Below are 22,094 nucleotides of genomic sequence, written 5' to 3' on the forward strand. Positions count from 1 at the left end.
CTGTTTATACTGTTATTTTACCTGTCAGTTCAGTATCATTCCCATTGAATTTTCATTTAGCTACTTTTTGCTTTTCCTTTTATTAACAGTTGTTAACAAGAGAAAAGGCAGTAGCCAATGAAGTCGGTCCAAGTCACTGGACACAAAATCAAACAACAGCAGCATCGGAAGCGGAATACAACGATGAGCCATACAACTAACCATCCTGAGTACAACTACACCGTTGTTCGCCAGTTCACCGTCATGACGATTGTCTGGGGAATTGTCGGCATGTCGGTTGGCGTACTGATTGCAGCCCAGTTGATCTGGCCTGCCCTCAACTTTGATACTCCCTGGCTGACTTACAGTCGCCTTCGCCCTCTGCACACCAACGCGGTCATCTTCGCGTTTGGCTGTAGCGCCCTGATGGCGACCTCCTTCTATGTGGTGCAACGCACCTGTCAAACCCGGCTGTTTGGTGGCCCGCTGGCGACCTTCGTGTTCTGGGGCTGGCAGGCCATCATCCTCTCTGCCGCCATTTCGCTGCCGCTGGGATACACCACCTCCAAGGAGTACGCAGAGCTGGAATGGCCGATTGATATCGCCATCACCATCGTCTGGGTCGCCTATGCCGTCGTCTTCTTCGGCACCCTGGTCAAGCGCACCACCTCCCACATCTATGTGGCGAACTGGTTCTTCGGTGCCTTCATCATCACGGTGGCCGTGCTGCACATCGTCAACAACATGGAAGTGCCGCTCTCGGGCATGAAGTCCTATTCCATGTACTCCGGCGCCATGGATGCCATGGTGCAGTGGTGGTATGGCCACAACGCGGTAGGTTTCCTGCTGACCGCCGGCTTCCTCGGCATGATGTACTACTTCGTGCCAAAACAGGCGGGCCGTCCGGTTTACTCCTACCGTCTCTCCATCGTCCACTTCTGGGCGCTGATCTCCCTCTACATCTGGGCCGGTCCGCACCACCTGCACTATACCGCCCTGCCTGACTGGGCACAGTCCCTCGGCATGGTAATGTCCCTGATCCTGTTTGTGCCCTCCTGGGGCGGCATGATCAACGGTATCATGACCCTCTCCGGCGCCTGGCACAAACTGCGTTACGACCCCATTCTGCGCTTCCTGATCGTGTCCCTGTCCTTCTACGGCATGTCCACCTTCGAAGGCCCCATGATGGCGATCAAGACCGTCAACGCCCTCTCCCACTACACCGACTGGACCGTGGGCCACGTCCACTCCGGCGCGTTGGGCTGGGTTGCCATGGTCTCCATCGGTGCCGTGTACCACCTGATCCCGAACCTGTTCGGCCAGGGCCGCATGTACAGCATCAAGCTCATCAACGTCCACTTCTGGCTGGCGACCGTGGGCACCGTGCTCTACATCGTCGCCATGTGGATTTCCGGCGTGATGCAGGGCCTGATGTGGCGTGCGGTCAACGACGACGGCACCCTGACCTACAGCTTCGTAGAAGCGCTGCAGGCCTCTTATCCCTTCTACTTCGTGCGCTTCCTGGGTGGCTGCTTCTTTGTCACCGGCATGTTGCTGATGGCCTACAACGCCTATCGCACCATCACTGCGCCCAAAGGTTCCCTGGAACCTGTCGCACAGCCAGCATGATTGAAGAGGTCAAAGCATGAGCAACAATAACCGTCACGAGATCTTTGAAAAAAGCGTTCCCATGCTGGTGGTCGGCATCATTTTTGCCATCAGCCTGGGGGGCCTGGTGGAAATCACCCCGCTGTTCTTCCAGAAACAGACCACTGAGCCGGTCGAGGGCCTCAAGCCCTACACCGCCCTGCAGATGGAAGGTCGCGACATCTTCATCCGCGAAGGCTGCTCCGTCTGCCACAGCCAGATGATCCGTCCGTTCCGCGCCGAAACCGAGCGTTACGGCCACTACTCGGTCGCCGGTGAGAGCGTGTGGGAGCACCCCTTCCTGTGGGGCTCCAAGCGTACCGGTCCGGATCTGGCCCGGGTTGGCGGTCGTTATTCCGACGACTGGCACCGTGCCCACCTGATCAACCCGCGCGACGTGGTGCCCGAGTCCAACATGCCCGCCTTCCCCTGGCTCGACACCAACGTGTTGACCGGTGAGCTGACCGGCAAGAAGCTGGCCCTGTTCCGCGACCACTTCGGCGTACCCTACACGGATGCCGACATTCAGGGGGCCGGTGAGGCCGTGAAGGGCAAGACCGAGCTGGATGCACTGGTAGCCTATCTGCAATCACTGGGTCATGCCCTGAAATAAAGGAGTCAGGATATGGATTACGGCACTTTTCGCGGCCTGTATACCCTGCTGTTGATGGCCATCATGATCGGCATCATCGTCTGGGCCTACAGCAAGCGCCGCAAGACCTCCTTCGACGAGGCTGCCAATCTGGTATTTGCCGACGACGAGCAACCCAGTGCTGATAACAAGAACGCAGGAGCGAAACAATAATGAGCACTTTGTTTAGCATTTTTGTGACCGTCATCAGTCTGGGGACCATCCTCGGCTGCTTCTTGCTGCTGGTATGGTGCCTGCGCGACAAGATGGGCGTGGAAGAAGGCAAGTCCATGGGACACGCCTTCGACGGTATCGAAGAGATCAACAACCCGCTGCCGAAGTGGTGGACCTACATGTTCCTCTTCTTCATCGTCACCGGTCTGGTCTATCTGATTGCCTTCCCGGGCCTTGGCAACTTCAAGGGCGTGCTGGGCTGGCAGAGCTCCAACCAGGACGTACGCTCGCTGGCCGAGTCCAAGGCGGCGGCGGCCTCCGCCAAGGCGGAAGGCCGTGCGGTGGAGTACGATCGCGAGCTCGTCAAGGCTGACGAGATCTACGGCGCCAAGTTCCGCGAGCTGGCCTATCAGGCCGATGGCAAGACCTATCGCGCCATCGAGGAGATCGCCGCCGATCCGGAAGCCCGCAAGGTGGGTCAGCGTCTGTTCCTGCAGAACTGTTCTCAATGCCACGGCTCCGATGCCCGCGGCGGTCGCGGTTTCCCGAACCTGACCGACAGCGAATGGCAATGGGGCGGCGCGCCCGACCAGATCAAGACCACCATCATGGGCGGTCGTCAGGGCGTGATGGCCGCCTGGGGCGAGATCCTCGGCAAGGACGGGGTCCGCGAAGTGGCCTCCTACGTGCTGAGCCTCTCCGGTCGCAAGGTGGACATGGTGGAAGCCAAGAAGGGTGAAGCACGCTTCACCATCTGCGCCGCCTGTCACGGTCCGGACGCCAAGGGCGGCATCGCCTTCGGGGCGCCGGATCTCACCAACAACACCTGGCTCTACGGCGGTTCCCGTCAGGTGGTCGAGCAGACCATCACCCACGGTCGTCACGGCGTGATGCCGGCCTGGAAGGATATTCTGGGTGAAGACAAGGTGCACCTGCTCGCCTCCTACGTTTACAGCTTGTCCCACAACGACCAGCAAAATAAGCAGTAACATGTGATAAACACGTGATTACTCAGCAAAAAGCCTCGACTCTTCGAGGCTTTTTGTTATCTTGTGTTGACTGAAATTCCTCTGTTTCGTTAACCACTGGTTTCACGGTAGTAGCACTATGTCCCAACCCTGGTATCGCCAATTCTGGCCCTGGTTCATCATCGCCCTCCCGACCGCCGCCGTGATCGGCAGCATCAGCACGGCGATCATCGCCAGCAAGGATGGCGTCAATCTGGTGGCCGAAGACTATTACAAGCAAGGCAAAGAGATTAATCAGGATCTCAGCAAGTTTGATCGCGCCGAAGCCCTCAACATCCACATCGCGCTGGAGGTCAACGGCAACGAGCTGACCCTCAAACCGCTGTCAGGGGATATCCCGGCCGGCCAGGCGCTCTACCTCTCCCTGTTTCACCCCACCCTCGCCGGCATGGACAGCGAGCACATGGTGACCGCCGACGGCAACGGCGTCTATCGCCTGCTGCTCGACAAGCCCCTCACCGGCAAGTGGCACGTGCGGGTGGATGCCTTCAACCACGAATGGCGCTTGCAAGAGACAGTCCAGCTCCCCACCAAGGCCCCCGTCGAACTCGATCCCAAAGGGCGCTGAGTCATGAGTCGTCCTGTTTACCATGACACGCCGGCAGCAACCGGCGCTTCACTGTTTCTGCCGACAGGCCGGGTAGCCTGCGGCCAGCTGTCATGAGCGGCTGCTTTCACTGTGGTGAGCCGGTCCCCGCCGGCAGCCGCTATGCCCTCGAGATAAAGGGCATAGTCCAACCCATGTGCTGCCCTGGTTGTCAGGCGGTGGCGGAAACCATTCTCGAATGCGGCCTGGCCAGCTACTACGAGCACCGCACCGCCCCCGGCACCAAGGGCGAGCTGGTGCCCGAAGAGCTCGCCGCCCTCACCCATTACGATCTGGCCGAAGTGCAGCAGGACTTTGTCACCGACAGCGCCACCGGCAGCCACAAGGTGCGCGAGATCCAGCTGACGGTGGAAGGGCTGACCTGCGCCGCCTGTGCCTGGCTCATCGAACGCCATCTGGGCAACCTGGCCGGGCTGCACTACATCAACGTCAACACCACCACCCACAGAGCCCGCATCAAGTGGGATCCGGACCGGCTCTCTTTGAGCGACATCCTCAAAGGCTTTGCCAAGATTGGCTATCGCGCCTACCCCTTCCAGACTCACCAGCAGGAAGCGCTCTACGCCAAAGAGGTGCGCAGCTACATGTTCCGGCTGGCACTGGCGGGGCTCGGCTCCATGCAGGTGATGATGTGCGCGGTGGCGCTCTACATGGACCTCTTCATCAGCGTCGAAGAGGAGTTCATGGTCTACTTCAAGTGGATAAGTCTGCTGCTCTCCACCCCCATCATGATCTACTCGGCCCAGCCCTTCTACGTGGGCGCCTGGCGCAGCCTCAGGCAGGGGCACCTCTCCATGGACGTGTCGGTGTCGCTGGCACTGATCGGTGCCTTCGTCGCCTCCATGTGGGCCACCGTGTTCAACACCGGCGAGGTCTATTACGATTCCATCACCATGTTCGTCTTCTTCCTGCTGCTGGGGCGCTTCCTCGAGCTACGGGCCAGACGCAAGGCCTCCGAGTCGAGCTCCAACCTGGCACGGCTGGTGCCCATCATGGCCACCCGGCTCGATGAGGATGGCGAACACGAGGTGGCCGCCAAGACCCTGCAGGTAGGCGATCGGGTGCGAGTGCTGGCGGGGGCCACCCTGCCGGCGGACGGCATCATCCAGCTTGGGCAGGCCAGCCTCAACGAATCCATGTTGACCGGCGAACAGCTGCCGCTGCTCAAACAGGCTGGGGATGCCGTCTACGCCGGCACCATCAACACCGACGCCCCATTGGAGATCCGGGTCAGTCATCGTATCGAAGAGTCGCGTCTGGCCCAGATCATGCGGCTGCAGGATCACGCGCTGGACGACAAACCGGCCATCGCCCAGATGGCGGACGTGCTCTCCCGCCATTTCATTCTGGTGCTGCTGTTCATCGCCGCCGGCGTATGGACCTTCTGGCACTTCCATCAGCCGGAGCAGGCCTTCTGGGTCACCCTGGCGGTGCTGGTCGCCACCTGCCCCTGCGCCCTGTCGCTGGCCACCCCCACCGCGCTCACCTCGGCCACCGCCCGCCTGACCCGTGCCGGCATCCTGCTGCGCCGCGGCCACGTGCTGGACGTGCTGACCCGGGCCAACCGCATCGTGATGGACAAGACAGGCACCCTGACCACGGGCAACATCAGCCTGACCAGAACCGAAGCCTTGGGCAATCTCGACGAGGCGCGCTGCCTTGCCATCGCCCGCGCCCTGGAGGCCTATTCCGAACACCCCATCGCTCGCGCCTTTCGCAGCAACGCCGCAGACGACGCCGTGCTGCTGGCGGCCAGCAAGGTAACTCCCGTCATCGGACACGGTATCGAAGGGGTGATCGAGGGGCGTCACTATCGGCTCGGCAGTGCCCGCTGGCTCGGCATCAGCGATGCCCAAGAAGCACGAGCGGACGGGCTGGTCATCTATCTGGCCAACGAGGATCAGGCGCTCGCCCGTTTCCTGCTGACCGACACCCTGCGCCCGGATGCGAAGGCACTGATCCAGGCCTTCAAGGCGGCCGGCCTCAAGACCACCATCCTCACCGGCGACAGCTCGGCCCAGGCCGACGAGGTAGCCCGCGAACTGGGGGTCGACGAGCTGGTCAAGGGGGTCACCCCGGATGGCAAGCTGGCCTATCTCAAGGAGCACGAGGCCAGCGGTGACATCAGCATCATGGTGGGAGATGGCATCAACGACGCCCCTGTGCTGGCCGGCGCCCACGCCTCCTTCGCCATGGCCGGCGGCACCGATCTGGCCAAAAACAGCGCCGACGCCATCTTGCTGGCCGACGATCTCTCCCGCCTGCTGGATGCCCGCGCCCTGGCGCTGCGCACCCGCAAGATCATCAAGGAGAACTTCGCCTGGTCCATCGGTTACAACCTGCTGGTGCTGCCACTGGCGGCCAGCGGCTGGCTGCCACCCTACGTGGCAGCGGCGGGCATGTCGCTGAGTTCCCTCATCGTGGTCACCAATTCCATGCGGCTCAACCGCTGAGCCGTGGCCACAGGGACAGACAGGGTGAAGGGAACGGACCTCGCTCCCTTCACCATCAAATCGACGGGCCTGAGGCCACCAACGGGTGTACCATAACCCCTCTTATTGCAAGGTTTGCTGCATGAACATCATCTTCATCCTCATCCCCATCGCCATCCTCTTCGTGATCATCGCCGGCGCCGTCTTCTTCTGGGCCATTCGCTCCGAGCAGTTTGAAGATCTCGACCGCCAGGGCTCCAACATCCTGTTCGATGAGGAGCAACCATCCCCCAAGCAGACCGGACACCAAGATGACAACCGGTCTTGATCTGCTGGGTGCCCTGCTGGTGGGGTTGGCCGGCGCCGGCCACTGCATCGGCATGTGCGGCGGTGTCTCCGCCGCCCTCTCCATGGCCATTCCTGCCGATAAGCAGCACTTCTGGGGCCGGCTCGGTTACCTGCTCAACTACAACCTCGGCCGGATCCTGAGCTATGTGATTGCCGGGGCCTTGGTCGGGGGACTGCTCGCCACCACCAGTGAGCTCGGCGCGGGCAAGCATGCCATCGCCGGCCTGCGGTTGGTGGCGGCCCTCCTGATGATTGCCCTCGGACTCTATCTCGCCGGCTGGTGGCAGGGGGTGTTGCTGCTCGAGCGCATGGGCGCCAGGTTTTGGCCCCGCCTCAAGCCACTGGCGGGCAAGTTCATCCCCTTCACCTCGGCCCGGCAGGCACTGCCGTTTGGCATGGTGTGGGGCTGGCTCCCCTGCGGGCTGGTCTACTCCATGTTGACCTGGAGCGCGGCGGCGGGATCGGCCGCTGGCGGCGCGCTGGTCATGCTCTTTTTCGGCCTCGGCACCCTGCCGACCCTGTTTGCGCTGGGGGGGCTGGCGGATCGACTGCGCTACTGGCTGACCCTGCGCAGTTTGCGCCTTGGCGGGGCCCTGCTGCTCATCGCATACGGGCTGCATACCCTCTGGATCGGGATTGCATCCTTTTGAAACCCTATCCAAAACGGATGAGTTGATGGTAAACTTGTTTGATATAAATCAATTATTCGTATGAGCCTATGATCCCGGAAAAGAAACCTGGCAGACGTATTCAGAGCGGTGGCTGTGCAATTCATTGCCAGGATTGCAGCATCAGCCAGCTCTGCATTCCCTTCACTCTGAACGATACCGAACTCGATCAGCTGGACAGCATCATCGAGCGCAAGAAGCCGATCCAGAAGGGTGAAGAGTTGTTCAAGGCCGGCGACGAGCTCAAATCGCTCTATGCCATCCGCTCCGGGACCATCAAGTCGTACACCATCACCGAACAGGGTGACGAGCAGATCACCGCCTTCCACCTGGCCGGCGATCTGGTCGGCTTTGACGCCATCCACAAGCAGGCACACCCCTCCTTCGCCCAAGCACTGGAAACCGCCATGGTGTGCGAGATCCCGTTCGACGTGCTTGACGATCTCTCCGGCAAGATGCCGAAGCTGCGCCAGCAGATCATGCGGCTGATGAGCAACGAGATCATGGGCGATCAGGAGATGATCCTGCTGCTCTCCAAGAAGAATGCCGAAGAGCGCCTCGCCGCCTTCCTGCACAACTTGTCGGTGCGCTTCTCCGAGCGTGGTTTCTCCGCCAAGGAGTTCCGCCTCTCCATGACCCGCGGTGACATCGGCAACTACCTCGGCCTCACCGTCGAGACCATCAGCCGTTTGCTGGGCCGCTTCCAGAAGTCCGGTCTCATCAGCGTCAAGGGAAAATACATTACCGTGCTGGATCACGTCGCCCTCGGCGTCATGGCCGGTGCCACCCGTCCCCCCTGCGGTTAAGCCTCCTCTCTCTGGTGCCGGATCGGTTTACCCCGAAATTTGATCCGGCACACGTCCCCCCTTCTCCTCCTGAGCTAAGCTGTAATGGCTAAAGGTCTGCCATCATTGGTATTTTTGCCAAGGAGGAGGAGAACATGGTCAAGTACCGAAAAATCCTGGTGGTCATCAACCCGGAAGAAGAGCGGCAAATCGCCCTCGAACGTGCGGTCAAGGTCGCCGAACTGGACGAAGGGGCGCAGCTGACCCTGTTACTCACCATTTACGACTTCTCGTATGAAATGACCGCCATGCTGTCGGTGGACGAGCGGGAAGAGATGCGCCACGGGGTGATTGCCCAGCGCCGTGAATGGCTCGACGACATACTCAAACCCTACCGTGCCCGTGGGCTGGATTGCGAGATCAAGGTAGTCTGGCACAACCGTCCCTTCGAGTGCATCATTCAGGAAGTGCTGGAGCAGCGCCACGATCTGGTGGTCAAGGCGACTCACCACCACTCCTTCCTGCAAACCTTCATCTTCACCCCCACCGACTGGCACCTGCTGCGCAAGTGCCCCTGCCCCGTGCTGCTGGTGAAAGAGGGTCATTGGCAGCGGGGTGGCAACATCATCGCCGCCATCAATTGCTCCAGCGACGATCAGGATCAGAAGCTGCTCAACGAGCGGATCACCGAAGAGGGGATCGCCATCGCCGAGCTGCTCGGCTCCAACCTCTATCTGGTCAACACCTACCCGGGTACCCCGGTCAACGTGGCCATCGAGCTGCCGGAGTTTGACCCCAACGCCTACAACGACGCCATTCGCAAACACCACGAGAGCCTGCTGCTGAGCCACGCCGACAAGTACGGCATCGGCCATCTCTGGACCCGGGTGGCGGAAGGCCTGCCCGAAGAGGTGCAGCCCGATCTCGCCGGCGAGTTGCAGGCTACCCTGATGATCATGGGGTGCGTCGGTCGCACCGGGCTCTCCGCCGCCCTGCTCGGCAACACAGCCGAACATGTGGTGGATCGCCTCGCCTGCGACATGCTGATCCTCAAGCCCGCCGATTACAGCTGCCCGGTCGATAGCCGCCGTCCAGCATAAGCCTTTCTTGCCCTCCCCCGGGACATGGCTATAATAAGCCGCTTATTTTTGTCCCGGGTTTCAGGTCATGCTAGAAGAGCTTAACGCCAAAGAAAAATACAGTTTCAACAAACTGCAGAAGCGCCTGCGGCGCAACGTAGGTCAGGCCATCGCCGACTTCAACATGATTGAAGAGGGTGACAAGGTCATGGTGTGCCTGTCCGGCGGCAAGGACAGCTTCGCCATGCTCGACATCCTGATGAGCCTGAAGGCCAGCGCCCCCATCCACTTCGATCTGGTGGCGGTCAACCTGGATCAGAAGCAGCCCGGCTTCCCCGAGCACGTGCTGCCCGAATACCTGAGCACCCTTGGCATCGACTTCAAGATCGTCGAAGAGGATACCTACGCCATCGTCAAGGAGAAGGTGCCGGAGGGCAAGACCACCTGCGCCCTCTGCTCCCGCCTGCGCCGCGGCATTCTCTACCGCACCGCCCAGGAGCTGGGTTGCACCAAGATTGCCCTTGGCCACCACCGCGACGATATCCTCGAGACCCTGTTCCTCAACATGTTCTACGGCGGCAAGCTCAAGTCCATGCCGCCCAAGCTGGTGAGCGACGATGGCAAGAACGTGGTGATCCGCCCGCTCGCCTACTGCAAGGAGAAGGACCTGGTGCGCTATGCCGAGGTCAAGGCCTTCCCCATCATCCCGTGCAACCTGTGCGGCTCCCAGGAGAACCTGCAGCGCCAGGCCATCAAGCAGATGATGCAGGAGTGGGATCGCCGCTTCCCGGGTCGTCTCGAGACCATGTTCACCGCCATTCAGGACGTGATCCCGAGCCACCTGCTCGATCACAAGCTGTTTGACTTCAAGAGCATCAACCGCGACTCCGGCATCATCGACGGCGGCGACAAGGCGTTTGATCCGCCCGAACTGCCCAAGGCGCCGCTGCTGGACATCGACGAGATGGACATGCTGGACGTGATTGAGGTGCGCTAAGCCCTCACCATCACCAATGAAAAAAGGAGCGCCAGGCGCTCCTTTTTTACTTTTATGCCGGCCAGCTGGCGGCCCGGGACCCATCAGCCCTTGTGCAGCCAGGGAGTCAGCCGCAGGATCTCCCCCTGCAGTTGCAGCTTGCCCTCGGCAAACTCCGCCAGCTGGGCGTTGTTCAGCAACAGTTGCCCCTCTTGCCAGGGCAGCGGCAGTTGGCGAGCCCCATCGATGAGGTAGGCGGTGCCGCTTGGCTGCACCAGGCTGACCCTCACCCCCGTCATCTCGGGCAGGAAATATTTGCCAACCATGCCGGCCAGCTTCTCCAGCAGGCTCTGCATGTCGTGTTGGCGCCCCGTCAGCTCGCTCACCTTGAGCTCCCACCGACTGTCTGCCGGCGGCGGCACATCCGCCATCACCTGTACCGACAGATCGCAGGCCTCGTGGGGCTCGGTGAGCCCCACCACCACGGTCGCCTTGTCGAGATTCAAGTCGTCGTCATAGGGCAGCCGCAATTCGCTGTCGACGGTCACCTCGGCCGCCACGTCCCGATCCAGGGTCGAGACCCGGGCCGAGGTGAGCAGGCAGCGCCGACCATTTTGCGGATCGGTCAGATAAAAACCCAGCCTGGCGTGACCAAACTCCCCTTTGGCGAAGGTCTTCATCTGGCTGTAGAAGGTGCCGTACTGCAGCTCGAGGGAGGGCTGCGCCACTGCCAGCATGGGCGCCATCAGCAGCGCGGCCGCCATCCCGTATCGATTGTTCATATGCCATCCTTTTGCATCACGCATCTGCACGCGCCGCTATCTGTTACTGTTGTCTGACGCTCTGCATGCCCGTCAGGCGTTGAAGTGATCGGGGCCCTGGCTCACGTCGGTTACTTCGACTGCCACCCCGCACAGATCCCGGTAGAGGATCCCCTTGCAGTTGAAATAGAGCGGCGCCACCCAGATAAGTCCCAGCCCCATAGGGATCAACGCCAGGAAGAAGAGCGCCATCATCACCCCGTGCAGCAGCACTATGCTGGGCCAGCCGCGGGCAAACAGCTTGAGGGAGACCAGGATGGCCTGCACCGGTGACAGGCCGCGCTCGAGCACCAGCGGCACGGTAAACACCAGCCCCATGCCGATCAGGGCCGACGGAATGAAGGCCAGCATCACCGGCAGCCCCACCAGCTCGAACAGCGGGCCGAACAGGCTGGTGATGAGACTGCCGAGCAGGCTCAGGCTGCCAAGGCGCAGGAAGTGGCGAAAGAAGTCGAACACCTGGCTCGGCCGGGCACGCACCCCCACCGACTGCTGCAACCCCAGCATGTCGAGGGAGGAGGTCATCGGCGACATGATGACGGTGATGAGCAGGCTCAGCACCAGGGCCACGTCCATCCCCCCTTCCTGATTGACGTAGGGGGCCAGCAGGGTATTGCTCAACAGTATCCAGATGGCCGTCACCCCGACGATGGCCAGCAGCAGGCCGAACCCGGTGCGCCGCGTCTGTTGCCAACTCTCCTGCAATACCCCCTTGAGGTCGAGACGATATCCCTGGCTCAGGGACTGTTCGAGGGAACCACCTATCCGCATTTTGTTACTCAATTGACTATCCAACATCCGAAAGACCGCTATTCAGGGAGCACATTATAGCGATTTGACCCGGCATGCGTAGCCGTTTTTCCCGCGCGGCTGTGCTCAAAAAGCCTTTGATTTCATCAGTTCCCCTTGTCCTGGCCGGGATCCCGCCCTTGGCCGACGGCAACCAGGGGCGTAGGATGCCAGGCGACAATGCGGATTTGTTTGCGCGCCCCGCCCCACCCGGGATAACAGGGGGACACGCGCTTCACAAGGAGATGTTCATGTCTGATTTGACCCTCTATCTCGCGCCCGGCACCTGCGCCATGGCCGTGCGTATCGCCCTCACCGAAGCCGGTGCCCCTCACGTTGTCAAACGGCTGGATCTGGCGGCCGGCGAGCAGCGCTCTGCCGCCTATCTGGCCATCAACCCCAAGGGACGGGTCCCGGCTCTTGTCACCGAGCGGGGCGTGCTCACCGAGACGCCGGCCTTGCTGCTCTATGTGGCGCAGCGTTTTCCCAATGCCGGGCTGGCGCCGCTGGACGACCCCTTTTTGCTGGCCAGGATGCAGTAGGTGCACGGCTTTCTCGCCGCCACCGTGCACGTCGCCCATGCCCATGGCCGGCGCGGCAGCCGCTGGGCCGATGACCCGCAGGCCATCGCCGCCATGCAGGCCAAGGTGCCGCACAACATGCGCGAGGGCTTTGCCGAGATAGAGCGCCACTATCTGGCCGGCCCCTGGGTACTGGGGGAGCGGTTCAGCCTGGCCGATATCTACCTGTTCGTGGTGGCGAGCTGGCTCGAGGGCGACGGGGTGGCCATCAGCGACTTTCCCAAGGTTGCGGATCACTATCGGCGCATGCTGGCACGCCCCGGCGTGCAGCAAGGGCTCGCCCTCTAATTCCTCTCGTTGCGGGGTGCCAGTGCTCTTCTGGCACCTTTTTTCCCCGCTTCCCCCTCGCCATTGAGATCGTTTTCACATTTCTGCCATCTCCTGGTGGATCAAAACCGCCTGAGCACCTATCTTCCACCTCATGACGCAACCGGTTGCGTAACCGGTTGCCTAGCTAACATCAGATACGCGGGCATAGCCTGCCGAGGTGCTGTATGAAACGAGGCGTACTGCTCAATGCTCCCCTGAGTGCCCTGGTGGCACGGATGGGTCACACCGACGAGATCACCGTCTGCGATGCCGGCCTGCCCATTCCGGCGGGCCCCGAGCGCATCGATCTGGCGCTGATGGCGGGGACGCCTAGCCTTGGCACCGTGCTGACCGCCCTGCTCACCGACCTGGTGGTGGAGAAGGTGATCATGGCGAGCGAGATCAAGCAGATCAGTCCCGCCGCCCATCAGGCGCTGGTGGATCAGCTGGAAGCGCACGCCGCTGCCCAGGGCAAGCCCATCACCATCGAGTACTGCCTGCACGTGGAGTTCAAAGCTCGCTCCCACCAGAGCAAGGCCATCGTGCGCAGCGGCGAAGTGACCCCCTACGCCAACCTCATTCTCTGCGCCGGCGTGGCGTTTTAAGCCTTTTCAAGGAATCAGCCATGAGTACAACCCCCTCGCCCATTCTGTCGCTCACCGGGATCGTCAAGACCTTCCCCGGGGTGCGGGCGCTCGATGAGGCAGGCCTCAAGGTCTACCCGGGTCAGGTGATGGCCCTGCTCGGCGAAAACGGCGCCGGTAAGTCCACCCTGATGAAGGTGCTGACCGGCATCTATCAGGCCGACAGCGGCAGCATCAGCTATCGCGGCCAGCCGGTCCACTTCAAGGGACCGCGCGACTCCCAGGATCAGGGGATCAGCATCATCCACCAGGAGCTGAACCTGCTGCCGGAGCTCTCCATTGCCGCCAACATCTTCCTCGGCCGCGAGCCCCGTACCCGTTTTGGCAGCATCGACCACAAGCAGCTGCGCGAACGGGCAAGCACCCTGCTGGCACGACTTGGCGTAAAACACGGCCCGGATACCCGGCTCGGGAGTCTCTCCATCGGTGAACAGCAGATGGTGGAGATCGCCAAGGCACTGTCGTTCGATGCCAGCGTCATCATCATGGACGAACCCACCGATGCGCTGACCGACACCGAGACCGAGCAGCTGTTCAAGGTTATCCGCGAGCTGCGTGAGCAGGGCTGCGGCATCGTCTACATATCCCACCGCCTGAAAGAGATCTTCGAGATCTGCGATCGGGTCACCGTGCTGCGCGATGGCAAGTGGATCGGCGAGCAGGCGGTGAGCGAGCTCGACGAAGACAGGATCATCGAGATGATGGTAGGCCGCCGGCTGGAAGAGCAGTACCCGCGTCTGATGCGCGAGCTCGGCCCGGTCAGCCTGCAGGTCAAGGATCTGGCCGGCCCCGGCGTGCGCGGGGTGAGCTTCTCCCTGCGTCAGGGGGAAATTCTGGGCTTCAGCGGCCTGATGGGATCCGGCCGCACCGAGCTGATGAAGCTTATCTACGGTGCCAGCCCCATCAGTGCAGGCCAGGTGACCGTGGATGGTCACGCGCTGGCCCCTAGAAGCCCGGCCGATGGCCTGGCCGCCGGCATCGCCTACATCTCCGAGGATCGCAAGGGCGATGGCCTGGTGCTGGAGCTGTCGGTGCGCGAAAACATGAGCCTGTGCGCCCTCGGCGAGTTCATCCGTGGTGGCAAGATTGACGGCCAGGCCGAACGCCAGGCGGTGGGCGACTATGTGCGCCTGTTCAACATCAAGACCCCGAGTCAGGATCAGCTGATAAAACTGCTCTCCGGCGGCAACCAGCAGAAGGTAGCCATCGCCAAGGGGCTGCTGACCCGGCCCAAGGTGCTGATCCTGGATGAGCCGACCCGCGGCGTCGATGTCGGCGCCAAGAAGGAGATCTACCAGCTCATCAACCAGTTCAAGAAGGAGGGGATGAGCATCATCCTGGTCTCCTCCGAGATGCCGGAAGTGCTCGGCATGAGTGATCGCATCCTGGTGATGCACGAAGGGCGCATCAGCGCAGAGTTCAATACCCGCGACGCCAATCAGGAAAAACTGATGGCGGCGGCAGTCGGCAAACAGTGGCAAGCAGAGCAAGAGGCAGCCGGTGGAAAAATCCATCCCGGTTCCGCTGCAAGTGGTCAGCAAGTAAGTTGACGGGGGGAGGTTCGCCTCCCCTTTTCACTCAAGATTTACGGTGCCTCCCGGCCTGGATCCGGCTTTCGTGTCCATGCCAAGATGCATCAGGAGTACTCAACATGAATCGTCTCGTCGTTCTGGGCAGTGTCAATGCAGACCACGTGCTGCGCGTTCCCCACTTTCCTCGCCCGGGTGAAACCCTGACCGGCCACAGCTATCAAGTGGTGCCCGGTGGCAAGGGCGCCAACCAGGCGGTGGCCGCCGCCCGGTTAGGTGCAGAAGTCTCCTTTATCGCCCGCATCGGCGATGATGCCATCGGGCACCAGATGAAGACTGGTTTTGCTAAAGACGGTATCGACGTGAGCGCCGTCGAGCTCGACCCCAAGCTCCCCACCGGCATCGCCATCATCTATGTGAACGATGAGGGGGAGAACAGCATCGGCATCTCAGCCGAAGCCAACGGCGCCCTCACCCCGGCCGTGGTGAAAGGCCATGAAGCGATGATCGCCGATGCCCACACCCTGCTGCTGCAGCTGGAAGTGCCGCTGGAGAGTGTGCTGGAAGCCGCCCGCCTGGCCCGTGCCCACGGCACCCGGGTGGTGCTCAACCCCGCCCCCGCTCGTCCGCTCTCAAGCGAACTGCTGGCACTGGTGGACCTCATCACCCCCAACCAGACCGAGACCGAGCTGCTGACCGGCGTCAAGGTCACCGACGAGGCGAGCGCAGCCGAGGCTGCCGCCCGCTTCCACCAGATGGGCATCGGAGAGGTGATGATCACCCTGGGCTCGCAAGGAGTCTATTGCAGCAAGGGGCAGCAGCAAGCGCTCATCCCGGGCTTTCGGGTGAAAGCAGTAGACACCACGGCGGCCGGCGATACCTTCAACGGCGCCCTGCTGGCGGCCGAGCTCGCCGGCGCCGACTTTGACGCGGCCGTGCGCTTTGCCCACGGCGCCGCGGCGCTCTCCGTCACCCGGTTTGGTGCCCAGAGCTCCATCCCGAGCAAGCAGGAGGTCGACGCCTTCCTGCTTGAGCAGACTGCGCAGGGGCACTGATGGCCAATATCAAGGAGGTGGCGGCGCTGGCGGGGGTGTCGACCACCACCGTCTCCCACGTCATCAACGAGACCCGTTTCGTCGCCGAGGAGACCCGCGAGCGGGTCTTCGCCGCCATGCGCGATCTCAACTACGCCCCAAGCCTGGTGGCCCGCAGCCTCAAGGTGAAGGAGACCAACAGTATAGGCATGCTGGTCACCACCTCCAGCAACCCCTTCTTCGCCGAGGTGGTGCGCGGGGTGGAGCGTTACTGCTTCGAGCAGGGCTACAACCTGATGCTGGGCAACACCGAGGGCCAGGCCGAGACCGCCCTCTCCTACCTCAAGATGATGCTGCGCAAGCGGGTCGATGGCCTGCTCATCATGTGCAGCGAGGGGCAGCAGGAGGTGTTCAACCAGCTCGACTGGCTCAAGAGCCTGCCGGTGGTGGTGATGGACTGGGGCATGGAGAGTGCCGACGTGGATCTCATCGCCGACAACTCCCATCGCGGCGGCTACCTGGCGACCCGCCACCTGCTGGGGCTGGGTCACACCGCCATCGGCTGCATCACCGGCCCCCACAGCCGCGCCCCCGCCAACCAGCGGCAGGCGGGCTTCGAGCAGGCGATGCAGGAAGCCGGTCTCACCGTCAATCCGGACTGGGTTCAGGAGGGTGACTTTGACTGCGCCAGCGGCCATCAGGCGATGACCCGCCTGCTGGCGCTGCCCGAGCGCCCCACCGCGCTGTTCGTCTGCAACGACATGATGGCGATGGGGGCCATCAGCGCCGCGCATCAGGCGGGACTGGTGATCCCGCGGGATCTCTCCATCGTCGGCTATGACAACGTGGCGCTGGCCGAATTCATGTCGCCGCCGCTCACCACGGTCAACCAGCCGAAAGAGGAGCTGGGCCGCCTCGCCGTCACCCGGCTGCTGGCGCGCATCAACGGCGAGGCGCTGGCGGACCACCTGATCACCGTCGACCCTGACCTGGTGATCAGAGATTCCTGCGCTCCCCGTCCCTGACATACACGCTCAATAAAAAAACAAGGCGACCCCAGGGTCGCCTTGTTTCGTTTCATCTTTGCTCAGCGTAATCCTTGTTGGCTCTCAGGCCAGCTGCCTTGCCTCACCGCCCGCCTGCACCTGCAGTTGCACCAGCCCCAGTCGCCAGGCTAGCGGCTGCAACAGCTCGCTGTGCTCCGCGTCATCTGGCAGCCAGTAACGGACAGGCCAGCCGGCTGCCAGCTGCGCCGGGGTGGCGCTGCCAATGTCTCTGAGCGCCAGGGTGCAACCCTGCTGCCGCAATCCCGCCAGCAAGGCAGCATCCGGTTGCAGTGCCGGCACCAGCAGCACCAGCGGCGTGCGGGATGTGCCCGGCAGACAGGCCAACACCTGGGCCAGCTGAGCCTGGTTGTCGAGCGAGAGCAACAAGGCCCGACCATCGCCATGCAGCGTCTCGTGCGCTTGCAGCAGCCTGGCCAGCACGGGGCCCAGCACGCCGCACTCCTGCAGCCAGCGCATCTGGCAGGGTGTACCCTGCTCTTGCCAGTAGAGCGCCAGTTGCCACAGGCCATAGCCCTGTTCATCTGCCAGCCCCTGCAGTGCCACCCGCAGCGGCGCCGGCTCGCGCCCGGCCAGCCAGCCCCGCAGCTGATGAAGCTGCTGCTGGCTCAACTGCAACTGCTGCTGCATGGCCGGCGCAAACCAGCTGATGTCCCCCTCCTGGCTGCGCGTGGCTTGATTGAGGGCCAGGATGGCCTGATCCAGCAGCCGGCCGGCATCTTGCTGCTGCGCCCTGGCCACCCCGAGCCGGCAGGCCAGCTCGAAGCGGCACTCCCGGGTCACGAACTCGAAATGAAGCAGGCTCACCAGCTGGTGGATGCGCGCTTCCAGCGTCCCGTCCCCCGTGGTCAGCACCACGGCGAACTCGTCGCCGCCGAGCCGGTAGGCGTGGTTGCCGTGAGCCTGTTGCAGCTTGTCGGCCACCGTCTGCAACAGCCGATCACCGACCTGATAGCCGAGCAGATCATTGACCTGCTTGAAGCGTTTGAGATCGAGCACCACCAGGGCGCTCGCCTCGCCGGCGAGCAGGGCGCGAGAGAGCTGCTCCTGCAGGGCCCGGCGGTTGCCAAGCCGGGTCAGGGGGTCGAGCAGGGCGAGCCGACGGTTCGCCAGATTGGCGCGAATGAGGGCGGCCACCAGAGCACCGCCGGTCAGCAGCAGGATCAGCTGCCAGATCTGCAGCCAGAACAGACTGCTGCGGATCTGGCTCACCGAACGTTCCCGCTCCTGGCCGGAGAGGATTTGGTTGCCTATCTGCTCGATGAGCCGGGTCTGGCTGGCGATCGCCTCCTGCAGGCGGGCGAGTTGGGCCCCTTCCCGCAGCTCCCCTGCCGCCATCTGGGGCTCGAGCCGCTTGATCTGCTCGAACAGTCCGGCCAGCGCCCTGCCAAGGCCGTGCCGCTCGCGCGCCTCGGCGGTTTCGCTGCTGATGAGGAAGATATCGAGCCGGTTCCACAGCAGATCGTAATCCAGGCTCAGGGAATCCATCTCCACTTGGCCGACCCGATAGAGCCGCAGATCGGCGAGGAAACGCTGGGATTCGAGCATCACCTGACTGATGTTCCAGTGGATGTTGCGATAGAAGGTGTCGACCAGCTGCTCCTGGCGATGCTGCAGATAGAGGCTGCTGCCCGACGAGAGCAGAAACAGCAGCGAGACCGCAACCAGCAGCAGTTTGTGGCGGGATAGCCCCATCAATCGACGATCTCGATACGGATCACCTGCCACACCATGCAGTTGTGGATGGCGGGCACGTCCAGCTTGGGATAGGTGGTAAACGGGATGAGCAACCAGAGCGGCCCCTTGTTGCGCCGGGTCAGCGGCTTGCCGTCCTCCGCACGCACCAGGGTCAGCGGCACGCCGTCGAACAGGGCCAGATCCACCACCTGTTGATAACCGTTGAGGGCCGAGACGGCGATCTTGCGGGCATCCTGGATCCCTTGCGCCGCCAGCACGGTTGCCAGGGTCGGCCCGCGATAGTGGTGGGAACCCTGAGTCCAGGGGGTGGTGGTGGTGAACTCGGTCTGTGGCAAGGCTGAGAGGGTCGCCTCATCGAGGGCCACCTGCTGGCCGTCTGGCAACACCAGGGTCATCAGGGAGGCCTGTGCCGATGCGCCGGCACAGGCCAGCATCAGGAGGGAAAAAGCGATCCATTGCTTGAGAGTGATCATGTAAGTTGCGCCAACTGCGTCCCATTTTTTGGCTGCCAGTGTGGCGATTTCACCGGTTCATTGCAACTGCGCCGATGCACAATAGCTAGGGGCCGCGCATCTCCATCCAGTTGTGCCCCTCGATCTGCGCCGGCTGGTGCACGCCGCAGCGTTGCAGCAGCTCATCCACATAGGCCGGCACCAGCAGGGAGGCCGGACCGTAGCGCTTCTCGTCAAACTGGCTGCCCACTTCGCTCGGCTCCAGGTTGAGCTCTATGGTGTGGGCCCCGTTCAATCCCGCTTCGTGCACGAAACCGGCCGCCGGATAGACGGCGCCAGAGGTGCCGATGGAGATGAAGAGATCGCACTGGGCCAGCGCGCCGTAGATGCGATCCAGCCCGAGCGGCATCTCGCCAAACCAGACCACGTGCGGGCGCAGCGGCTGGGGAAACTGGCAGCAGGTGCACAGCTCCTCCTGATGGAGATCGCCGCGCCACTCGATCACCTGGCCCGAGCCTGGGCAGCGCGCCTTGAGCAGCTCACCGTGCATGTGAATGAGATTCTTGCTGCCGGCGCTCTCGTGCAGGTTGTCGATGTTCTGGGTCACCAGGGTGACGCAGCCTGGCAGCAGGCGCTCGAGCCGGGCCAGCGCATAGTGGGCCGGATTGGGGTGAATGTGAGGTTGCTGCAGCTGATGGCGGCGGGAGTTGTAAAAGCCCTGCACCAGCTCCGGATCCCGGGCATAGCCCTCCGGCGTCGCCACGTCCTCCACCCTGTGCTCCTCCCACAGACCGTCACAGGCGCGAAAGGTCTTGATGCCCGACTCGGCCGAGATCCCGGCACCGGTAAGAATGACGATGTGTTTCGCTGACTGCACCATGACTGATTCCCTCTGGCTAGCTCTCTGGCTGACCTTAGCACAGGGTGAAAAACGGGCCTATTCGCCCTTGGTCTTATTATGATGGCGCTTACAGGGTGTCGAGCACGCTCAAATCGAGTCGCACGAACACCAGCTCCCGCCCCGTCACCAGGGTGAGCGGCAGGCCCAGCCCGCGCAGCAGCGCCAGCATGGGGCGATTCTGGGGCAGCACCTCCGCCGTCCATTCACGGATCCCCTCGCCTCGCGCCAGCAAGGCCAGCGCCAGCAGGATGCGCCGCCCCGCCCCTCTGTGCTGGAAGTGATCGGCGACGATGCAGGAGAACTCGGCCCGATCCGGGTGCAACCGCCGCCGGATGGACTGGGCCTGGGCCAGCGGCCGCCCCTGACCGTCGGTCAGCAGCAGGCCGATCTGGTGTTCCCTGGGGTAATCGAGGAAAAAGGCCAGCTGCTCGTCGCTCAACCTCTGCTTGGCGCGCATGAAGCGCAGGTAGACGCTCTGCTCGCCGAGTTCGTCATAAGCCGCCCGGATGCGGGCGGGATCAGCCCCCGCCAGCTCCTGCAAACGGCAGGGAACACCCCCGACCTCCATCATCAGCGGCAGGTCGGCGCGAGTACGGGGATGAAGCCAGCCGGCCAGGGAGCGCCGCAGCCGGGCTTCGTCCGGCGGCCAGCAGAGGTAGCGGGCCACCCTCTACCAGCGCCCCGCCATACCGCGATCGCGCCACAGATTGTGGTCCAGCAGGTTGAAGGGATCGTCCAGATAGAGGGCGATGCCGAGTTCCCGGGCTCGGTTGATGAAGCGCCCCAGCAGGGAGTCCGGGGTCATGGCCTCCAGGCTCGGCAGCAGGCTCTGCCCCAGCAGCAGCTGCTGCAGCGGCATCCGCTCCAGCAAGTCGAACGGAATGTGCTGATCGTTGTCCAGCAGCAGGGCGAGCCGTGCCCCCGCCAGACTCGCCTGCAGCACCAGGGCAAAGCGCTCCGCCTGGCTCAGCAGGTGGTCACGCCGGTGGATCAGCAGGGTTAGCTCGCCAGGCTCCCTGCCCCGCTGGACGAGCCACTCGCGCACCAGCTCCCAACGCGGCGGCAAGCCGGTCACCGCCAGCCAGATGGGCAAGGGTGACGGGGGATCGGACAAGAGCCCGAGCAGCCCTTTTTCTTCCCCCTGCCAGGTGCGGATGGTGCGGCGCAGTCCGCTCAGGCGTCGTTGACGCTGCGGCCCCAGATAAAGCCCCTTGAGCAGGCTCAGCAGATCGTCGGCCAGCAGCGGCTTGGCCAGGGCCGCCAGTACGTTGAACCCGGCATCGTGCAGCAGGCGCCGGGCGCCGTCGATCAGGGTCTGGTCGTGGGCGGAGAGCAACACGATGGGCAGGCCACTGTGCTGGTACTGGGGCTGGCTCATCAGCAGGCTGATGGCATCCTGATCCACCAGGCTGAGATCGCTCACCAGCAGCTTGATCTCGCCACCTGCCAGCGCCTTGATGCAGGCATTGCCATCCTGCACCCACTGACAGGGCAACCCCAGTCCCCTGATCTCCTGCTGGATGTGGGCCCCCTGAAACGGGTGATCCTCCAACAGCAGTACCTGGGTCTTGGCCAGCCACTCCTGCCACGCCAGATAACGGCCATTGACCCCTGCCAGCCAGTCATCGGTGAGGCGATAGACCCCTTCGGCCTGCGCCGTCAGTTGCGGCAGGTAGTCAGCACCGGCGTGGGAGTCGGGATCGAACAGGGCGATGGCACCGGCGGCGAACAACCCGTCCCACTGCCAGCAGGCATCGGGGCGGGTGCGGCGCAGGGTGGCAAACTCCGGCAGTTCGACGGCTTTTGCCGCCCGATAGGCCACCCCGTCCAGGGCATAGATGGTCACGGGGTGGAACAGGCGCTCATCCGTCTCTTCCGAGTTCAGCAGCGCCAGTAACTCTTCATCTGTGATGATCAT

General features: G+C 62.9%; 21 protein-coding genes and 2 pseudogenes. 16 read left to right on the forward strand and 7 right to left on the reverse strand.

Going from position 1 to position 22,094, the window contains the following annotated elements; all coding sequences use genetic code 11:
• Positions 1-183: 183 nt before the first annotated feature.
• From ccoN to ttcA, 11 genes are all read left to right on the forward strand, one after another.
• The gene (gene ccoN / locus CAK78_RS12885) at positions 184-1,608 is read left to right on the forward strand and encodes a cytochrome-c oxidase, cbb3-type subunit I (protein ID WP_176452781.1); all 1,425 of its coding nucleotides are present in this window, start codon (positions 184-186) and stop codon (positions 1,606-1,608) included.
• Between the two features lie 16 nt (positions 1,609-1,624).
• A complete protein-coding gene (ccoO, locus tag CAK78_RS12890) occupies positions 1,625-2,239 on the forward strand; it encodes a cytochrome-c oxidase, cbb3-type subunit II (RefSeq protein ID WP_094697531.1) in 615 nt (204 codons plus the stop codon).
• A gap of 12 nt (positions 2,240-2,251) precedes the next feature.
• A complete protein-coding gene (locus CAK78_RS12895) occupies positions 2,252-2,431 on the forward strand; it encodes a CcoQ/FixQ family Cbb3-type cytochrome c oxidase assembly chaperone (RefSeq protein ID WP_005300779.1) in 180 nt (59 codons plus the stop codon).
• The gene (ccoP, locus tag CAK78_RS12900) at positions 2,431-3,420 is read left to right on the forward strand and encodes a cytochrome-c oxidase, cbb3-type subunit III (RefSeq protein WP_005300777.1); all 990 of its coding nucleotides are present in this window, start codon (positions 2,431-2,433) and stop codon (positions 3,418-3,420) included. Before CAK78_RS12895 ends, ccoP begins: the two co-directional genes overlap by 1 nt.
• 118 nt (positions 3,421-3,538) lie before the next feature.
• Positions 3,539-4,027, forward strand: a complete 489-nt coding sequence (locus CAK78_RS12905) for a FixH family protein (RefSeq protein ID WP_017782879.1) — start codon at positions 3,539-3,541, stop codon at positions 4,025-4,027.
• Positions 4,028-4,119: 92 nt separating this feature from the next.
• On the forward strand, positions 4,120-6,519 hold the full coding sequence (locus CAK78_RS12910; protein ID WP_094697532.1) for a heavy metal translocating P-type ATPase: 2,400 nt from the start codon (positions 4,120-4,122) through the stop codon (positions 6,517-6,519).
• Positions 6,520-6,640: 121 nt separating this feature from the next.
• The gene (gene ccoS / locus CAK78_RS12915) at positions 6,641-6,826 is read left to right on the forward strand and encodes a cbb3-type cytochrome oxidase assembly protein CcoS (protein WP_094697533.1); all 186 of its coding nucleotides are present in this window, start codon (positions 6,641-6,643) and stop codon (positions 6,824-6,826) included.
• Positions 6,810-7,496, forward strand: coding sequence for a sulfite exporter TauE/SafE family protein (locus tag CAK78_RS12920; protein WP_094697534.1), 687 nt, complete (start codon positions 6,810-6,812; stop codon positions 7,494-7,496). The genes ccoS and CAK78_RS12920 overlap by 17 nt, the downstream gene beginning before the upstream one ends.
• A 68-nt stretch (positions 7,497-7,564) precedes the next feature.
• The gene (locus CAK78_RS12925; protein ID WP_094697535.1) at positions 7,565-8,320 is read left to right on the forward strand and encodes an FNR family transcription factor; all 756 of its coding nucleotides are present in this window, start codon (positions 7,565-7,567) and stop codon (positions 8,318-8,320) included.
• A gap of 134 nt (positions 8,321-8,454) precedes the next feature.
• Positions 8,455-9,399, forward strand: a complete 945-nt coding sequence (gene uspE, locus CAK78_RS12930) for a universal stress protein UspE (protein ID WP_094697536.1) — start codon at positions 8,455-8,457, stop codon at positions 9,397-9,399.
• A 67-nt stretch (positions 9,400-9,466) separates the two neighbouring features.
• Complete coding sequence (ttcA, locus tag CAK78_RS12935) at positions 9,467-10,375, forward strand: tRNA 2-thiocytidine(32) synthetase TtcA (protein ID WP_005300763.1); 909 nt, start codon at positions 9,467-9,469, stop codon at positions 10,373-10,375.
• 83 nt (positions 10,376-10,458) lie between these two features.
• Here ttcA and CAK78_RS12940 read toward each other — a convergent pair whose 3' ends face one another.
• Both CAK78_RS12940 and CAK78_RS12945 read right to left on the reverse strand, forming a co-directional pair.
• Entirely contained in the window at positions 10,459-11,136 is a 678-nt protein-coding gene (locus CAK78_RS12940) for a DUF2987 domain-containing protein (RefSeq protein ID WP_094697537.1), read from the reverse strand.
• Positions 11,137-11,208: 72 nt separating this feature from the next.
• The gene (locus CAK78_RS12945) at positions 11,209-11,946 is read right to left on the reverse strand and encodes a hypothetical protein (RefSeq protein WP_026141398.1); all 738 of its coding nucleotides are present in this window, start codon (positions 11,944-11,946) and stop codon (positions 11,209-11,211) included.
• Positions 11,947-12,215: 269 nt separating this feature from the next.
• On the opposite strand from CAK78_RS12945, the pseudogene CAK78_RS12950 reads away from it, so the two are divergent.
• The 5 genes and pseudogenes from CAK78_RS12950 to CAK78_RS12970 all read left to right on the forward strand — a co-directional run bounded on the left by CAK78_RS12950 (position 12,216) and on the right by CAK78_RS12970 (position 17,086).
• Positions 12,216-12,833: pseudogene (locus CAK78_RS12950) on the forward strand (glutathione S-transferase family protein).
• Positions 12,834-13,039: 206 nt separating this feature from the next.
• Positions 13,040-13,459, forward strand: coding sequence for a D-ribose pyranase (gene rbsD / locus CAK78_RS12955; protein WP_094697538.1), 420 nt, complete (start codon positions 13,040-13,042; stop codon positions 13,457-13,459).
• Between the two features lie 20 nt (positions 13,460-13,479).
• Positions 13,480-15,048 carry a ribose ABC transporter ATP-binding protein RbsA gene (gene rbsA, locus CAK78_RS12960; RefSeq protein WP_094697539.1) on the forward strand — a complete coding sequence of 523 codons (1,569 nt, stop codon included), beginning with the start codon at positions 13,480-13,482 and terminating at the stop codon, positions 15,046-15,048.
• Positions 15,049-15,149: 101 nt separating this feature from the next.
• A complete protein-coding gene (rbsK, locus tag CAK78_RS12965) occupies positions 15,150-16,082 on the forward strand; it encodes a ribokinase (RefSeq protein ID WP_094697540.1) in 933 nt (310 codons plus the stop codon).
• Positions 16,082-17,086 carry a substrate-binding domain-containing protein gene (locus CAK78_RS12970; RefSeq protein ID WP_094697541.1) on the forward strand — a complete coding sequence of 335 codons (1,005 nt, stop codon included), beginning with the start codon at positions 16,082-16,084 and terminating at the stop codon, positions 17,084-17,086. The genes rbsK and CAK78_RS12970 overlap by 1 nt, the downstream gene beginning before the upstream one ends.
• An 84-nt stretch (positions 17,087-17,170) precedes the next feature.
• Here CAK78_RS12970 and CAK78_RS12975 read toward each other — a convergent pair whose 3' ends face one another.
• From CAK78_RS12975 to CAK78_RS12995, 5 genes and pseudogenes are all read right to left on the reverse strand, one after another.
• Positions 17,171-18,820, reverse strand: a complete 1,650-nt coding sequence (locus CAK78_RS12975) for a GGDEF domain-containing protein (RefSeq protein ID WP_176452782.1) — start codon at positions 18,818-18,820, stop codon at positions 17,171-17,173.
• A complete protein-coding gene (locus CAK78_RS12980) occupies positions 18,820-19,296 on the reverse strand; it encodes a hypothetical protein (RefSeq protein ID WP_094697543.1) in 477 nt (158 codons plus the stop codon). Before CAK78_RS12980 ends, CAK78_RS12975 begins: the two co-directional genes overlap by 1 nt.
• An 85-nt stretch (positions 19,297-19,381) precedes the next feature.
• A pseudogene (cobB, locus tag CAK78_RS12985) lies at positions 19,382-20,173 on the reverse strand (Sir2 family NAD+-dependent deacetylase); the annotation flags it as partial.
• 70 nt (positions 20,174-20,243) lie between these two features.
• The gene (locus CAK78_RS12990) at positions 20,244-20,843 is read right to left on the reverse strand and encodes a GNAT family N-acetyltransferase (RefSeq protein ID WP_017782894.1); all 600 of its coding nucleotides are present in this window, start codon (positions 20,841-20,843) and stop codon (positions 20,244-20,246) included.
• Between the two features lie 3 nt (positions 20,844-20,846).
• The gene (locus tag CAK78_RS12995) at positions 20,847-22,094 is read right to left on the reverse strand and encodes a response regulator (protein ID WP_094697544.1); all 1,248 of its coding nucleotides are present in this window, start codon (positions 22,092-22,094) and stop codon (positions 20,847-20,849) included.

Origin of the sequence: Aeromonas sp. A35_P (assembly GCF_002259925.1) — a bacterium.
Taxonomy (GTDB): domain Bacteria; phylum Pseudomonadota; class Gammaproteobacteria; order Enterobacterales; family Aeromonadaceae; genus Aeromonas; species Aeromonas dhakensis.

Bases quoted from the DNA above. Each gene is read 5' to 3' on its own strand.
- ccoN (WP_176452781.1), top strand. From the start codon at position 184: ATGAGCCATACAACTAACCATCCTGAGTACAACTACACCGTTGTTCGC.
- ccoO (WP_094697531.1), top strand. From the start codon at position 1,625: ATGAGCAACAATAACCGTCACGAGATCTTTGAAAAAAGCGTTCCCATG.
- CAK78_RS12895 (WP_005300779.1), top strand. From the start codon at position 2,252: ATGGATTACGGCACTTTTCGCGGCCTGTATACCCTGCTGTTGATGGCC.
- ccoP (WP_005300777.1), top strand. From the start codon at position 2,431: ATGAGCACTTTGTTTAGCATTTTTGTGACCGTCATCAGTCTGGGGACC.
- CAK78_RS12905 (WP_017782879.1), top strand. From the start codon at position 3,539: ATGTCCCAACCCTGGTATCGCCAATTCTGGCCCTGGTTCATCATCGCC.
- CAK78_RS12910 (WP_094697532.1), top strand. From the start codon at position 4,120: ATGAGCGGCTGCTTTCACTGTGGTGAGCCGGTCCCCGCCGGCAGCCGC.
- ccoS (WP_094697533.1), top strand. From the start codon at position 6,641: ATGAACATCATCTTCATCCTCATCCCCATCGCCATCCTCTTCGTGATC.
- CAK78_RS12920 (WP_094697534.1), top strand. From the start codon at position 6,810: ATGACAACCGGTCTTGATCTGCTGGGTGCCCTGCTGGTGGGGTTGGCC.
- CAK78_RS12925 (WP_094697535.1), top strand. From the start codon at position 7,565: ATGATCCCGGAAAAGAAACCTGGCAGACGTATTCAGAGCGGTGGCTGT.
- uspE (WP_094697536.1), top strand. From the start codon at position 8,455: ATGGTCAAGTACCGAAAAATCCTGGTGGTCATCAACCCGGAAGAAGAG.
- ttcA (WP_005300763.1), top strand. From the start codon at position 9,467: ATGCTAGAAGAGCTTAACGCCAAAGAAAAATACAGTTTCAACAAACTG.
- CAK78_RS12940 (WP_094697537.1), bottom strand. From the start codon at position 11,136: ATGAACAATCGATACGGGATGGCGGCCGCGCTGCTGATGGCGCCCATG.
- CAK78_RS12945 (WP_026141398.1), bottom strand. From the start codon at position 11,946: ATGCGGATAGGTGGTTCCCTCGAACAGTCCCTGAGCCAGGGATATCGT.
- rbsD (WP_094697538.1), top strand. From the start codon at position 13,040: ATGAAACGAGGCGTACTGCTCAATGCTCCCCTGAGTGCCCTGGTGGCA.
- rbsA (WP_094697539.1), top strand. From the start codon at position 13,480: ATGAGTACAACCCCCTCGCCCATTCTGTCGCTCACCGGGATCGTCAAG.
- rbsK (WP_094697540.1), top strand. From the start codon at position 15,150: ATGAATCGTCTCGTCGTTCTGGGCAGTGTCAATGCAGACCACGTGCTG.
- CAK78_RS12970 (WP_094697541.1), top strand. From the start codon at position 16,082: ATGGCCAATATCAAGGAGGTGGCGGCGCTGGCGGGGGTGTCGACCACC.
- CAK78_RS12975 (WP_176452782.1), bottom strand. From the start codon at position 18,820: ATGGGGCTATCCCGCCACAAACTGCTGCTGGTTGCGGTCTCGCTGCTG.
- CAK78_RS12980 (WP_094697543.1), bottom strand. From the start codon at position 19,296: ATGATCACTCTCAAGCAATGGATCGCTTTTTCCCTCCTGATGCTGGCC.
- CAK78_RS12995 (WP_094697544.1), bottom strand. From the start codon at position 22,094: ATGATCATCACAGATGAAGAGTTACTGGCGCTGCTGAACTCGGAAGAG.